Origin of the sequence: Agromyces indicus (genome assembly GCF_031432295.1) — a bacterium.
Taxonomy (GTDB): domain Bacteria; phylum Actinomycetota; class Actinomycetes; order Actinomycetales; family Microbacteriaceae; genus Agromyces; species Agromyces indicus.
On sequence record NZ_JAVKGS010000004.1, the window covers coordinates 216,858 to 231,299 of the forward strand.

Genomic DNA, 14,442 nt, shown 5'->3' on the forward strand with positions numbered 1-14,442 from the left:
GTTTCGGGGCGTGGAGCAGGGCTCTCGCGACGACGAACATCGGACACGGTCCGGAACCCATGCCTGAGCTGGGCTGGACCGTGGGGGATCGCCCCCACTCTAGCAAGACTTCGGGCGCCTGCCGAATCGCTACATCGCGTAGAAGTCCGCGGCGACCGGCCCGGACGCCGCGAGCATGCTCCGCGAGGCATCCGATGCCACCCGGATGCTAGTCGTCGGAGGGCGCCGGGGGCAGCTTGGTGTCGCTCGCGTAGGGCAGCCGCGACTTCGCCACGACGAGGACGTCGACGACGAGCGATCCGAGCACGCCGGCAACGATGGCGATGAACAGCACCATGGGGTCCAGCCAGGGCGCGCCGCGCAGCAGCACCACGAGCACGATGAACAGGATGAACTTCAGCAGCCAGCCGCCGAGCACGATGCCGAAGAACGCCCCGACGAACAGGTCGGATCCCGCGAAGCGGTTGGCGATCAGGATGCTCGCAGCGGTGATGCCCATGAAGCCGACGGCGATGAGCGTGCCGAGCAGGGCGCTCACGAGCCCCTCGGTGCCCGCGACGACGAAGCCCACGACGCCGCCCACGACCGCGATCACGGCGGCCAGCACGCCGCTCCACAGGAGCGCGCGCCGCAGCACGGGGTTCGAGGTGGGCGTGCGGTCGGCGGGGTCTCGGGGTGCGGCGCTCATCGGGCTCCTGTGCGGTTCTCGTCCGCGGACGCGGACGTGTCGGGGGTGGCGGGCGTGGCAGGGGCGAGTTCGGGCTGCTGCGGGCTGCCGTTGGCTGCGAGTTCGTCGAGTCCGGGCGCGTACGGCGCGTTCGCGACATCCGCTTCGGCCGCCACGGTCTGCCGCTTGCGACGGCCGAGCGGAGCGAGCGTGACCGCGGCGAGCACCACGAAGCCCACCCCGATGAACGCGAACGCCCAGATCGGGTCGATGCGGAAGTAGACGGGCAGCACGAACGCGAGCAGGCAGCCGAGCGAGGCGACGGCGGTCCAGCCGTAGAAGATGAGCACGGCGTGCAGGTGCGAGTGGCCCATGTCGAGGAGCCGGTGGTGCAGGTGCTTCCGGTCGGCCGCGAACGGCGACTTGCCCGCGCGCAGTCGGCGGATGACGGCGAGGCCGAAGTCGAGCAGCGGGATGATCAGCACCGCGAACGGGATGATGATCGGGATGAACGCGGGGAACAGCAGCTCGCCCTGGGTGCTGATGGTGCCCGGGTCGATCTGGCCGGTGACCGCGATCGCCGACGTGGCCATGAGCAGGCCGATGAGGAGCGCTCCGGCATCGCCCATGAACAGCTTGGCCGGGTGCCAGTTCAGCGGCAGGAAGCCCAGGCACGCGCCCACGACGACCACCGCGAGCAACGACGCGAGGTTGAAGTAGTTGGTCGGCGAGGTCTGCTGGACGAGCAGGTACGAGTAGAGGTAGAAGACGCCGCTCGAGATGAGCGCCACGCCCGCGACCAGGCCGTCGAGCCCGTCGATGAAGTTGATGGCGTTCATCACCAGCACGATCGTGAAGACCGTGATGACGGCGCTCATCCACGACGATCCAACGATGAGCCCGCCGTCCGGGCCGAGCCCGATCGGCAGCGAGACGATGGACACGCCCTGCCAGGCGATCAGGCCCGCGGCGAGGAACTGTCCCGCCAGCTTGGTCATCCAGTCGAGGTCCCAGATGTCGTCGGCCACGCCCATCGCGACGATGAGGGCCGCGGCGACGAGGATCGCGAGCACCTGCCAGCGGTCCTGGAAGATGATCGACACGTTCGCGAACCGGTCGATCCCGAGCGTCGAGACCCACGCCGCCGCACCGATCGCGGCGAGGATGCCGCCGAACATGGCGATGCCGCCGAGACGCGGCGTCGGGCGGGTGTGCACGTCGCGCTCGCGGATCTTCGGGTAGAGCCGGTACTTCAGGCTCAGCTTCCAGACCACGATCGAACCGGCGAACGTCACGATCGCCGCGACGAGCGCGAGGGCGACGAACAGGGTCATGAGGCGGCGGCATCCGTTCGATCGTCGGGCGCCGCGTCAGCTGATGCCGCGTCGGCGGGCGTCGCGTCAGCGGATGCCACGTCGGCATCGGCGTCGCCGTCGACGAGCTCGGGCGCCCCGTCGGTCGCATCGGGGCCGATGACCGTGCGCTCGGGGGCGAGCAGCGACTCCCCCACGACCGCGGCGATGCGCTCGCGCGAGATGACGCCCGCGCGGACGATGCGCAGCTCGCCCGAGCCGTCGGCCCCGATGCCGGTCGCGTCGACGATGGTCGACGACGTGTCGCCCGGCCGTTCGCCGATCGCCTTGTAGTCCGTTCCGGCCTCGCCGCCGTCGAGGTACACGGCCACGCGGTCGCCGAGCATCTCGTGCGCGGCCTCGGCCGTCGTCGCGGACGGCATGCCGGACAGGTTGGCCGACGACACCGCGAGCGGGCCGGTCTCGGAGAGCAGCTCCAGCGCGATGCGGTTGGCTGGCATGCGCAGTGCCACGGTGCCGCGCGTCTCGCCCAGGTCCCACTGCAGCGAGGGCTGGGCGCGCAGGATCACCGTGAGGCCGCCCGGCCAGAACTCGGCGACGAGCGTGCGGACCGCCTCCGGGATCTCGACCGCCAGCGCATCGAGCGTCGGGATGCCGGGGATGAGCACCGGCGGCGGCGAGGTGCGCTCGCGCCCCTTGGCGTCGAGCAGCCGCTGCACCGCCTCGGCGCTGAACGCGTCGGCGGCCACGCCGTAGACGGTGTCGGTGGGGATGACGACGAGCTCGCCGCTGCCGATGGCGCGGCGGGCCAGGCGCATGCCGGCGAGGAGCTCGGACTCGACCGAGCAGTCGTGGATGGAAGTCATGGCCCGTCGATTCTAGAGGCCGCGCCCGCGCGGGACCTCAGCGCCGAGCGGTCGTGACGCGGTCGCGACCCGTGAGGTCGCGGTGATGGGCGATGGCGTGCCATCCGTCGCCTGCGAGGATGCCGGCGATCTCGGCCGACTGCGTCTCGCCGTGCTCGATGAGGAGGGCGCCGCCGGGATGCAGCAGCTCGAGCCCGCGGCGAGACAGGATCCGGACCACGTCGAGCCCGTCGGGGCCGCCGTAGAGCGCCGGCTCCGGATCGTGCAGCCGCACCTCCGGGTCGCGCGGGATCGCATCCTGCGGGATGTACGGCGGGTTGGACGCGACGACCGCGGCGCGACCCTCCAGCTCGCCGAGCGCGTCGGCGAGGTCGCCGAAGACGAGGGTCAGGTTCGGCGCGCCGACCTCCTCGACGTTGCGCTGCGTCCAGGGGAACGCCTCCGGCGAGTTCTCGACCGCGTACACCCGCGCGTGCGGCACCTCCGTCGCCATGGCGAGCGCGATCGCACCACTGCCCGCGCCGAGGTCGAGCGCGACCGGTTCCGGCTCGGCGGCGGCTCGGAGTGCGTCAATGGCCAACTGCGCGAGGAGCTCCGTCTCGGGCCTCGGGACGAACACGCCCGGGCCGACGGCCAGTTCCAGCGACCGGAACGGGGCGCGTCCCGTCAGGTGCTGCAGCGGCTCGCGGCGCGCTCGCCTGGCGACGAGCGAGGCGAGCGCCGCGGCATCCGACGCCGTCAGCTCGGCGCCGACGACGAGCTTCGCGTGCACCCCGCCGCGCGACAGCCCGAGCACGTGGCCGACGAGCAGGTCGGCGTCGACCTCGGGGTCGGGCACTCCGGCCGCCCGCAGCGCGTCGACCGCCTCGTCGCGCGCCTCGCGCAGTGGGCGGGCGCCGGACGTCGCGGAAGCATTCACGCAAAGGAATGTAACCCACTCCCCCTGCCCCGCCGGCCGCCGTAGGCTGGGTCGCGGCACGCCGCCGTCGTCACGAGAGGGAACACCATGGCTCAGGTCTACGAGAACATCACCGAGGTCTTCGGGCGCACGCCGCTCGTGAAGCTGAACCGCGTGACGGATGGCGCCGAGGCGACGGTGCTCGGCAAGCTCGAGTTCTACAACCCCTCCGCGAGCGTGAAGGACCGCCTCGGCATCGGCATCGTCGACGCGGCCGAGGCCTCCGGCGAGCTGAAGCCCGGCGGCACCATCGTCGAGGGCACGAGCGGCAACACCGGCATCGCGCTCGCCATGATCGGCGCCGCTCGCGGCTACCGGGTGGTCATCGCCATGCCCGAGACCATGAGCAAGGAGCGCCGCGCGCTGCTGCGCGCGTACGGCGCCGAGCTCGTACTCACCCCCGGATCCGAGGGCATGAAGGGCGCGGTTGCGCGCGCCGAGCAGATCGCCGCCGAGACCCCGGGCGCCGTGCTCGCCCGCCAGTTCGACAACCAGGCGAACGTCGACATCCACCGTCGCACCACCGCCGAGGAGGTCTGGAACGACACCGACGGCGCCGTCGACATCTTCGTGTCGGGCATCGGCACCGGCGGCACCCTGTCCGGCGTCGGCCAGGTGCTCAAGGAGCGCAAGCCCGAGGTGCAGATCGTCGGCGTGGAGCCGCTCGAGTCGCCCATCCTCAACGGCGGCCAGCCCGGCCCGCACAAGATCCAGGGCATCGGCGCGAACTTCGTGCCGTCGATCCTCGACCGCGACGTCTACGACGAGATCATCGACGTGAACATCGACCAGGCCGTCGCGACCGCGCGTCGCCTCGGCGTCGAGGAGGGCATCCTGGGCGGCATCTCGTCGGGCGCCACCGTGTACGCGGCCACCCAGCTCGCCAAGCGGCCCGAGAACGCCGGCAAGACGATCGTGGTGATCCTCGCGAGCTACGGCGAGCGCTACCTCTCGACGGTGCTCTACGAGGGGCTGCTCGACTGATCCCCAGACGGCATCTGCTTGACTGAGCCGGTGGGAATCCTCGGCACCCTCAGGGACGACATCGCGACCGCGCGCTCCCACGACCCCGCGGCCCGCAGCCGCATCGAGATCGTGCTCGCCTACTCCGGCCTGCACGCCATCTGGTCGTACCGGCTCGCGCACCGCCTCTGGCACACCCCCGCACTGCGGTTGCCCGCGCGACTGCTGTCGCAGTTCACGAGGTTCCTGACGGGCGTCGAGATCCACCCCGGAGCGACCATCGGCCGGCGGTTCTTCATCGACCACGGGATGGGCGTCGTCATCGGCGAGACCGCCGTCGTCGGCGACGACGTCATGCTGTACCACGGCGTCACCCTGGGCGGGAAGGCGCCGCGCGGCGCGCCGAAGGGCAGCAAGCGGCATCCGACGCTCGGCGACGGCGTCACCGTCGGAGCGGGTGCGAAGGTGCTCGGGGACATCGAGATCGGCTCGTGGAGCGCGATCGGCGCGAACGCCGTCGTGACCCGCGGCGCGCCGCCGCACTCGCTGCTCGTCGGCATCCCGGCGGTCGCGAAGCCGCTCTCGCCCGCGACGGCGGATGCCGCGCGTGGCGTCCACGACTGGCACGTCGACTTCCACATCTGAGCCTCGACCGTCCCGCCGTGCGGGAGCTTCCGCCGGGTGCCGGTGGCGGGCGGGCCGACGCGCTCCGATCCGCGAACGGTCAGAGCGGCAGGTACATCACCGCGAGGCCGACCGGGCCGCGCCGACGCGAGCGGAAGGCGCCCGGGACCGTGCCGACGACCTCGAACCCGAGCGAGCGCCAGAGGCGGACCGCGACCACGTTCGATTCGACGACCGCGTTGAACTGGATGCCGGCGAAGCCCGCCCGACGGTGCCAGTCGACGACCCACTCGCCGAGGAGGCGGCCCACTCCGGCGCCGCGCGCCTCGGCGGCGACCATGAACGAGGCCGTGCCGATGTGGTCGCCGCGGCCGGGGCGGTTCGGCCCCATCTTGGCCGACCCGAGGATGCGCCCGTCGCGCTCGGCCACGACCGTGAGTCCCGGCGGCGGCTCGATCCACAATGCCCGTGCGGACTCCGTCGTGAGCTCCTCGGGGTACGCGTACGTCTCGCCGTCGCGGACGACCTCGTCGATGATGCGGAAGACCGCGGGCCAGTCCTCGTCGCGGATCGGCCGGACGACGACGTCGCTCACTGGTCGCCGAGGTCGGCGAGCCGGGCCTCCTCGTCGGCCTGCACGGCCGACTCGATGATCGGATCCAGCGCGCCGTTCATCACCTGGTCGAGGTTGTACGCCTTGTAACCGGTGCGGTGATCGGCGATGCGGTTCTCGGGGAAGTTGTACGTGCGGATCCGCTCGGAGCGGTCCATGGTGCGGATCTGCGACTTGCGCGCGTCCGACGCGGCCGCGGCGAGCTCCTCCTGCTGGCGCGCCAGCAGGCGGGCTCGCAGCACGCGCATGGCCGCCTCGCGGTTCTGCAGCTGCGACTTCTCGTTCTGCATGGCCACCACGATGCCCGTGGGCACGTGCGTGATGCGCACGGCGGAGTCGGTGGTGTTCACGGACTGCCCACCGGGACCCGAGGAGCGGTACACGTCGATCTTGAGGTCGTTCTGGTTGATCTCGACCTCTTCGGGCTCGTCGACCTCGGGGAAGACGAGCACCCCCGTCGTCGAGGTGTGGATGCGCCCCTGCGTCTCGGTCACGGGCACCCGCTGGACGCGGTGCACCCCGCCCTCGTACTTCAGGTGGGCCCACACGCCCTGCGCCGGGTCGCTCGCGTTCGACTTGATGGCGACCTGCACGTTCTTGTACCCGCCGAGGTCGGACTCGTCGGACTCGAGCAGCTCGGTCTTCCAGCCCTTCGACTGCGCGTACTGGATGTACATGCGCAGCAGGTCGGCGGCGAACAGCGCACTCTCGGCGCCGCCCTCGCCGCCCTTGATCTCCATGATCACGTCGCGACCGTCGTCCGGATCGCGCGGGATGAGGAGGCGCCGGAGCTTCTCCTGCGACTCGGCGAGCTGCTCCTCGAGCGCGGGCACCTCCTCGGCGAAGGCGGCGTCCTCCTTGGCGAGCTCGCGTGCCGCCTCGAGGTCGTTCTGCGCCTGCTGCCAGGCGTCGTGCGCGGTGACGATGCGGCTGAGCTCGGCGTAGCGACGGTTCACGCGCTTGGCGCGCGCGGCGTCGGCGTGCAGCGCCGGGTCGGCGAGCTCCTCCTGGAGCTCGCCGTGCTCGGCGATCAGGGCCCGGACGGACTCGAACATGCTCAGCGGTGGTGGTCGGCGTCGTGCCCGTGGCCGTTGCCGTTGCCGCCGACCGGTGCCGACTTCTGCATGAGCAGCAGGAACTCGGTGTTCGACTGGGTCTCGCGGAGGCGACCGAGGACGGCCTCGAGGGCCTGCTGCGGCTCGAGCCCGGCGAGGGCGCGGCGGAGCTTCCAGGTGATCTTGACCTCGTCGGGCGACAGCAGCATCTCCTCGCGACGCGTGGACGACGCGTTGACGTCGACGGCGGGGAAGATCCGCTTGTCGGCGAGCTGGCGCGACAGGCGCAGCTCCGAGTTTCCGGTGCCCTTGAACTCCTCGAAGATCACCTCGTCCATCTTCGACCCGGTCTCGACGAGCGCCGTGGCGAGGATGGTGAGCGAGCCGCCGTTCTCGATGTTGCGCGCCGCACCGAAGAAGCGCTTCGGCGGGTAGAGCGCCGAGGCGTCGACGCCGCCCGAGAGCACGCGACCGGATGCCGGTGCCGCGAGGTTGTACGCGCGGCCGAGGCGGGTGATCGAGTCGAGCAGCACGACCACGTCGTGGCCGAGCTCGACGAGGCGCTTGGCGCGCTCGATCGCGAGCTCGGCGACCGTGGTGTGGTCCTCGGCCGGGCGGTCGAAGGTCGACGCGATGACCTCGCCCTTGACCGTGCGCTCCATGTCGGTGACCTCTTCGGGACGCTCGTCGACGAGCACGACCATGAGGTGGACCTCGGGGTTGTTCGTCGCGATGGCGTTCGCGATCTGCTGCAGCACGATCGTCTTGCCGGCCTTGGGCGGCGCGACGATGAGGCCGCGCTGGCCCTTGCCGATCGGCGCCACCAGGTCGATGATCCGCTGCGTGAGCTTGGTGGGCTCGGTCTCGAGGCGCAGGCGGTCCTGCGGGTAGAGCGGGGTGAGCTTCTGGAAGTCGACCCGCGCGGCGGCCTCCTCGGCGGACTGGCCGTTGACCGAGTCGACCTTGACGAGCGCGTTGTACTTCTGGCGGCTGTTGCCCTCGCCCTCGCGAGGCTGCTTGATCGCGCCGACGACCGCGTCGCCCTTGCGGAGGTGGTACTTCTTCACCTGGCCCAGCGACACGTAGACGTCGCTCGGACCGGGGAGGTAGCCCGTCGTGCGCACGAAGGCGTAGTTGTCGAGCACGTCGAGGATGCCGGCGATGGGGATCAGCACATCGTCGTCGAGGATCTCGGGCTCGACCTCGTCGCCGCCGCCCTGACCGCGACGCTTGCGGTCGCGGTAGCGGTTGCGGCGGCCGCCCTCGCCCTCGCCCTGCTGCTGGTCGCTGCGCGACTGCTGGCCGCGGCCGCCCTGCTCCTTCGGGCCCCGGTCGGAGTCTGCCTGGCGCTCGTCGCCCGACTCGTCGGCCTTGCGCGGGTCCTGGCCGCGGCCGGCGTCGGCCTGCTTGCCGGCCTCCTGGCCGCCCTTGCCGTTCTGGCGGTCGTCGCCCTTCTGCTCGGGCTTCTGGCCCTCGCTGCGGTCGCGGTCGCCGCCGCCGCGTCGGCCGCGGTTGCGGCCACGGCCCTGACGCGGCTCCTTCTCGGCCTGCTCGCCCTCGGCCTGCTCGCCCTCGGGGGCGGGCGTGCGGCCGGCGTCGCCGGCGCCGCCGGTGACAGCGGCGAGCTCCTCGCGGACGGCGGCGCGCGCCGCCTCGCGGGCGTCGTCGCCCGGCTCGTCCGCCTGGGGGGCCTCGGCCGGGCGGTCGCCGGGCACGAGGTCGACGCCGCTGAGTCCGGCGTTGGCGTGGCGGGCCGCGGCCGTCGCGCTCGTCGCGCGTCGCGGCTGGCGGCCGCGTCGTGTGGGCGCCTCGACGGGCGGGGCGTCGGTGACGGATGCCGCGGCGGCGGGCGCCTCGGATCGGGCCGCGTCGCCGTCGACCGACGGCGCCGGAGCGGGCGTCGTGTCGGCGGCGGGCCCGGCTTCGGCGGCTGCCGGAGCCTCGAGCCCGGGCAGGGCCTGCCCGTCGGTGGCCGGAGCCTCGACTGCGGCGACGGCAGCGTCGGCGGAGTCGGCGGAGTCGGCGTCGTGGTGGGCGGAGATCAGGTCCACGAGTTCTCCTTTTCGGCGCTTGGAGGCGCCCGCGATGCCGAGGGAGGCGGCGAGCTCCTGGAGCTCGGCCACCTTCATCGTGGTCAGGCGGGTGCGGGTCGCCACGCCGTCGGCGTGGTCGGTTCCGTTGGTCACTGGGATTCGTCCTTTCCCCTCGCCAGGTGCTGGGTTGGCCGAGGAGAGCTGATCGCGGCGCGACGGAGTCGTGCGCACGGGGCGCAGACTGCGCGTTGCGAAAGCATGAAATGCCGGGAATTGCACGATGCGGCGGGAACGCGAGCTTGCAGCGTCTGCCGGGTGCGCCATCAGTCTAGCACCGGCCGGGTCGCGTCCCGACCACGCGCCACGCCGTCGCGGCGCGACCCGGGCTCGTGCGCCGGGTCAGGCCTCGTCGACCCGCGTCACCGTCGCACCGAGGAAGTCCACGGCCAGCGGCAGCGCCTGCCACGCGGTCTCGGCCGATTCCTCGACGAGCCGCACCGCGTCGGCGCGCTCGCTCGGATCGCTCGCGAGCACGAGGATCGACGGTCCGGCGCCGGAGACCACCGCGGCGTGGCCCGCGTCGCGCAGCACCCGGATGAGCCGGTCGGTCTCGGGCATCGCCTCCGCACGGTAGCGCTGGTGCAGCTTGTCCTCGGTCGCCGCGAGCAGCAGTTCGGGGCTCTGGATGAGGGCGGCGACGAGCAGCGCCGAGCGCGACACGTTGAAGACCGCGTCCTCGTGGGGCACCGACTGGGGCTGGAGGCTCCGGGCGAGGGCGGTCGACATCTCGTGCTCGGGGACGAGGACGAGCGGCGACACGCCCCGGTGCACCATGAGCTTCTTGTGGCGGGGACCCTCGGGGGTGACCCACGCGATCGTGAGGCCGCCGAACAGCGCGGGCGCCACGTTGTCCGGGTGACCCTCGAGCTCGGTCGCGAGCTCGAGAAGCTCGTCCGGCGAGATCTCGACCTCGGGCGCGAGCAGTCCCCGGGCGGCCATGACGCCGGCGACGATCGCCGCCCCGGAGGAGCCGAGTCCGCGGCCGTGCGGGATCGCGTTGCGGGCCACGAGCTTCAGCGGCGGCAGGTCGCGACCGTAGTGCGCGAGCGTGTGGGCGATGGCGCGGACGACGAGATGCGACTCGTCGAGGGGCACCTCGCCGGCGCCGACGCCGTGCACCTCGATGCGCAGGCCGTCGCCGCCGACCTCGACGTCGAGTTCGTCGTACTGCGCGAGCGCCAGCCCGAGGGTGTCGAAGCCGGGCCCGAGGTTCGCGGACGTCGCGGGCACCTTGACGTGCACGCGTCGACCCGAGAGCTCCGCGGTCGCGATCGCCGACGCCTCGGCGGAGGCGGCGCTCATGCGAGCCCCAGCACCTGCGCCACGTGCGCGGTGTCGGCCGGGACGACGGTCGGCTGCACGTCGGACCCGTCGGGCAGGCGGAGGGCCCACTGCGGGTCCTTCAGGCCGTGCCCCGTGACCGTGAGCACCACGCGGGAACCGGCGGGCACCTGACCGGCGGCGGACCGCTCGAGCAGCCCGGCGACGCTGATCGCCGACGCCGGCTCGACGAAGACGCCGACCTCGGCCGAGAGGATGCGCTGGGCCTCGAGGATGCGGTCGTCCTCGATGGCGCCGAAGTAGCCGTCGGTGAGGTCGCGCGCCTCGAGCGCGAGGTGCCACGAGGCCGGGTTGCCGATCCTGATGGCGCTCGCGATGGTCTCCGGGTGCTTCACCGGCTCGCCTCGCACGAGTGGCGCCGACCCCGCGGCCTGGAAGCCGAACATGCGCGGGAGCCGCGTGGCGTTGCCCGCCTCGATGTCCTCGCGGTAGCCGCGCGTATACGCGGTATAGTTGCCCGCGTTGCCGACCGGGATGAAGTGGAAGTCGGGCGCGTCGCCGAGCACCTCCACGACCTCGAACGCGGCGGTCTTCTGCCCCTCGATGCGGTCGTTGTTGACCGAGTTGACCAGGTGCACCGGGTAGTTCTCGGCGAGATCCCGCGCGATGTCGAGGCAGTCGTCGAAGTTGCCCTGGATCTGGATGAGGTGCGCGTCGTGCGCGATGGCCTGGCTGAGCTTGCCCATTGCGATCTTGCCCTCGGGCACCAGCACGGCCGCCTTGATGCCGGCGTGCGTGGCGTATGCGGCGGCCGATGCCGAGGTGTTGCCCGTCGAGGCGCAGATGACGACCTCGGCGCCGCGCTCGACGGCCTTGGTCACGGCCATGGTCATGCCGCGGTCCTTGAACGACCCCGTCGGGTTCATGCCCTCGAACTTGACCCACACGTCGGCACCGGTGCGGCGCGAGAGCGCCGGAGCGGGCAGCAGGGGCGTGCCGCCCTCGCCGAGCGTGACGACGGGCGTGGCATCCGTCACGTCGAGCCGGTCGGCGTACTCGCGGATGACCCCGCGCCACTGGCGCGACGTCGCCTTCGTTGCCTGCTGGTTCACTCTGCTCCTTCGACTCGGATGACGGATGCGACGGAGGTCACGACGGGGCTGTCTCCGAGGGCGCGCACCGTCTCGGCGAGCGCGGACTCGCGCCCCTCGTGGGTGCCGATGACCAGCGTAGCCCGGCCCGTCTCATCGCTGATGGTCTGCTGCAGTTCGCCGACGGAGACCCCGTGGTCGGCGAACACGTGGGCGATCGTGGCGAGGACGCCGGGCTCGTCGGCGGCCTCGATGGTGATGGCGTAGCGCGTGGTGATGCGGCCGATGTCGAGCACGGGCAACTCGGCGTGGGTCGACTCGGCCGTGCCGGGACCGCCGAGCACGTGCCGCCGGGCGATGGCGACGAGGTCGCCGAGGACGGCCGAGGCGGTCTGCACGCCGCCGGCCCCGGCGCCGTAGAACATGAGCGGTCCTGCCGCCGCGGCCTCGACGAACACCGCGTTGTTCGCGCCGTGCACGGCCGCGAGCGGATGGCTCCGGTGCACCATGGCCGGGTACACCCTCGCGGAGACGCCTTCCTCCCCCGTCTCGGGGTCGGCCAGGCGCTCGCAGATCGCGAGCAGCTTCACCACGTAGCCGGCGCGGGCGGCCGACTCGACCTGCGCCGCGGTCACGCCCGTGATGCCCTCGCGATGGACCGACTCGATCGGCACGGCCGTGTGGAACGCGAGGCTGGCGAGGATGGCCGCCTTCTGGGCCGCGTCGTAGCCGCCGATGTCGGCCGTCGGGTCGGCCTCCGCGTAACCGAGCTCGGTCGCGGTCGCCAGGGCGTCCTCGAGCGAGGCGCCGGTGGTGTCCATCCGGTCGAGGATGAAGTTCGTCGTGCCGTTGACGATGCCGAGGATCCGCTCGATCCGGTCGCCCGCGAGGCTGTCGCGGAGCGGGCGGATGATCGGGATGGCGCCGCCGACGGCCGCCTCGTACGACAGCTGCGCGCCCACCTGCTCCGCGGCCGCGAACAGCTCAGGACCGTGGGTGGCGAGCAGCGCCTTGTTGCCCGTCACGACGTCGGCGCCCGAGGCGATGGCCTTGAGGACGAGCGTGCGGGCCGGTTCGAGTCCGCCCATGAGCTCGATGACGATGTCGGCGCCGACGATGAGCGACTCGGCGTCGGTCGTGAACAGCTCGCGCGGGAGGTCGGCGTCGCGCGGCGCGTCGACGTCGCGCACCGCGATCCCGGCGAGCTCCAGGTGGGCGCCGATGCGGCTGGCCAGCTCCTCGCGCTGCTCGAGCAGCAGGCGCGCGACCTGCGAGCCCACCGAGCCGGCGCCGAGGAGCGCGACCCGGATGGAACGGTATTCGATCATGCGGTGACTCCGTGTCGGTCATCGTCGTGGTCGGACAGCCCGGCGTCGCGCGCGAGGAGGTCGTCGACGGTCTCGCCGCGCACGATGACGCGCGCCGCCCCGTCGGCGACCGCCACGACCGGCGGCCGCGGGACGTGGTTGTAGTTCGAGGCGAGCGACCAGCAGTACGCGCCCGTCGCGGCCACCGCGAGGAGGTCACCGGGGGCGACGTCGTGCGGCAGCCAGTCGTGCTCGACGACGATGTCGCCGGACTCGCAGTGCTTGCCGACGACGCGGGCGAGGGCCGCCGCCTCGTCGGAGGTGCGGGAGGCCAGGCGCACGGTGTACTGCGCGCCGTAGAGCGCGGTGCGGATGTTGTCGCTCATGCCGCCGTCGACCGACACGTAGTGGCGCCATCCGTCGTCGGTGGGCACCGCCTTGACGGTCCCGGCGGTGTAGAGCGTCACCCCGGCCGGACCGATGATCGTGCGGCCCGGCTCGAACGCGAGCCGGGGCACGGGCACGCCGTGACGACCGGCGGCCTCGGCGACCGCCGCGGCGATGCGATCGGCGATCGCCTCGATGGGCTGCGGGTCGTCGGCCTCGGTGTAGGCGATGCCGAAGCCGCCCCCGAGGTTCAGTTCCGGCACCGGAGCCGACGCGGCGAGCTCGGCGTGGACCGCGAGCAGCCGCTCTGCCGACTCGGCGAAGCCCGCGGCGTCGAAGATCTGGGAGCCGATGTGGCAGTGCAGTCCGACGAAGTCGAGCGAGTCGTGCGAGCGGATGTCGCCGGCGACCCGTGCCGCGTCCTGCAGCGGGATGCCGAACTTCTGGTCCTCGTGGGCGGTCGCGAGGAAGTCGTGCGTCGACGCGTGCACCCCCGAGTTGACCCGCAGGCGCACGCGCTGGACGCGACCGGCCCGGGACGCGGCATCCGCCACCCGCCGGACCTCGATCTCGCTGTCGATCACGATCGTGCCGACGCCCGCCGCGATCGCCTGCTCGATCTCGGCCGTCGACTTGTTGTTGCCGTGGAAGCCGATGCGTGCGGGATCGGCGCCCGCCCGGAGCGCGACCGCGAGCTCGCCGCCGGTGGAGACGTCGACCGCGAGGCCCTCCTCGGTCATCCACCGCACCATGGCCCCCGACAGGAACGCCTTGCCGGCGTAGTAGACGACGGCGGTGGTGCCGACGGATGCCGCGGCCCGCTCGAAGGCCGCACGCGTGCGCGCGGCCCGGGCGCGGGCGACGGTCTCGTCGACCACGTAGAGCGGCGTGCCGAAGCGGTCGGCGAGCGTGCGGACGTCGACGCCGGCGAGCACGATCCGGCCCTCGTCGTCGCGGTGCGCGCCCTCGGGCCACACCTGCGGCGCGAGGGCGTTCGGGTCCGCCGGCGCGGGCGGAGGCACGGGGGCGGAAGCGCTGGATGCCACGGGAACCTCACGGGACGTTTGGGAACGACGATCACTCGGTCGGCGAGCGAACCCGGATCGGTTCCTGAAGCCTCGGTGCGAGCCGCCCTCGTGAGGCGGCGTCCCCGCGAGTCTAGCGACGAGCGCCGCGGCCGCCGAATCGGGTGACGCCGGACGACCCGGGCACGGTCACGACGGG

At 72.5% G+C, this 14,442-nt stretch carries 13 protein-coding genes; 2 read left to right on the top strand and 11 right to left on the bottom strand.

The features are described 5' to 3' along the window. Positions 1-208: 208 nt before the first annotated feature. From RH861_RS14295 to prmC, 4 genes are read right to left on the bottom strand one after another with little or no spacing between them, the layout of a single operon-like run. Entirely contained in the window at positions 209-688 is a 480-nt protein-coding gene (locus tag RH861_RS14295) for a Cg1360 family ATP-synthase-associated protein (RefSeq protein WP_067947118.1), read from the bottom strand. Next, positions 685-2,001, bottom strand: a complete 1,317-nt coding sequence (locus tag RH861_RS14300; protein WP_310521543.1) for an MraY family glycosyltransferase — start codon at positions 1,999-2,001, stop codon at positions 685-687. Before RH861_RS14300 ends, RH861_RS14295 begins: the two co-directional genes overlap by 4 nt. Then, positions 1,998-2,846 (bottom strand): L-threonylcarbamoyladenylate synthase, encoded by an 849-nt coding sequence (locus RH861_RS14305; RefSeq protein ID WP_310521544.1) that lies wholly within the window; start codon positions 2,844-2,846, stop codon positions 1,998-2,000. The genes RH861_RS14300 and RH861_RS14305 overlap by 4 nt, the downstream gene beginning before the upstream one ends. Before the next feature lie 37 nt (positions 2,847-2,883). Further along, positions 2,884-3,732 carry a peptide chain release factor N(5)-glutamine methyltransferase gene (gene prmC, locus RH861_RS14310; RefSeq protein WP_310521686.1) on the bottom strand — a complete coding sequence of 283 codons (849 nt, stop codon included), beginning with the start codon at positions 3,730-3,732 and terminating at the stop codon, positions 2,884-2,886. Positions 3,733-3,852: 120 nt separating this feature from the next. Between prmC and cysK the strand changes: the two genes are divergently transcribed. Continuing rightward, positions 3,853-4,788 carry a cysteine synthase A gene (gene cysK, locus RH861_RS14315; RefSeq protein WP_248598391.1) on the top strand — a complete coding sequence of 312 codons (936 nt, stop codon included), beginning with the start codon at positions 3,853-3,855 and terminating at the stop codon, positions 4,786-4,788. A gap of 30 nt (positions 4,789-4,818) precedes the next feature. Further along, the gene (epsC, locus tag RH861_RS14320; RefSeq protein WP_310521545.1) at positions 4,819-5,412 is read left to right on the top strand and encodes a serine O-acetyltransferase EpsC; all 594 of its coding nucleotides are present in this window, start codon (positions 4,819-4,821) and stop codon (positions 5,410-5,412) included. Between the two features lie 79 nt (positions 5,413-5,491). Here the strand turns inward: epsC and RH861_RS14325 are convergent, their stop codons facing one another. The 7 genes from RH861_RS14325 to lysA form a co-directional block, all read right to left on the bottom strand. Next, entirely contained in the window at positions 5,492-5,986 is a 495-nt protein-coding gene (locus RH861_RS14325; RefSeq protein ID WP_310521546.1) for a GNAT family N-acetyltransferase, read from the bottom strand. Beyond that, positions 5,983-7,059, bottom strand: coding sequence for a peptide chain release factor 1 (gene prfA, locus RH861_RS14330; RefSeq protein WP_310521547.1), 1,077 nt, complete (start codon positions 7,057-7,059; stop codon positions 5,983-5,985). The genes RH861_RS14325 and prfA overlap by 4 nt, the downstream gene beginning before the upstream one ends. 2 nt (positions 7,060-7,061) lie before the next feature. Further along, on the bottom strand, positions 7,062-9,245 hold the full coding sequence (rho, locus tag RH861_RS14335; protein ID WP_310521548.1) for a transcription termination factor Rho: 2,184 nt from the start codon (positions 9,243-9,245) through the stop codon (positions 7,062-7,064). 246 nt (positions 9,246-9,491) lie between these two features. Beyond that, entirely contained in the window at positions 9,492-10,454 is a 963-nt protein-coding gene (gene thrB / locus RH861_RS14340; RefSeq protein WP_310521549.1) for a homoserine kinase, read from the bottom strand. Further along, on the bottom strand, positions 10,451-11,545 hold the full coding sequence (gene thrC, locus RH861_RS14345; RefSeq protein ID WP_248598387.1) for a threonine synthase: 1,095 nt from the start codon (positions 11,543-11,545) through the stop codon (positions 10,451-10,453). The genes thrB and thrC overlap by 4 nt, the downstream gene beginning before the upstream one ends. After that, positions 11,542-12,852 carry a homoserine dehydrogenase gene (locus tag RH861_RS14350; RefSeq protein ID WP_067950609.1) on the bottom strand — a complete coding sequence of 437 codons (1,311 nt, stop codon included), beginning with the start codon at positions 12,850-12,852 and terminating at the stop codon, positions 11,542-11,544. Before RH861_RS14350 ends, thrC begins: the two co-directional genes overlap by 4 nt. Beyond that, on the bottom strand, positions 12,849-14,264 hold the full coding sequence (lysA, locus tag RH861_RS14355) for a diaminopimelate decarboxylase (protein WP_310521550.1): 1,416 nt from the start codon (positions 14,262-14,264) through the stop codon (positions 12,849-12,851). The genes RH861_RS14350 and lysA overlap by 4 nt, the downstream gene beginning before the upstream one ends. Positions 14,265-14,442 lie beyond the last annotated feature (178 nt).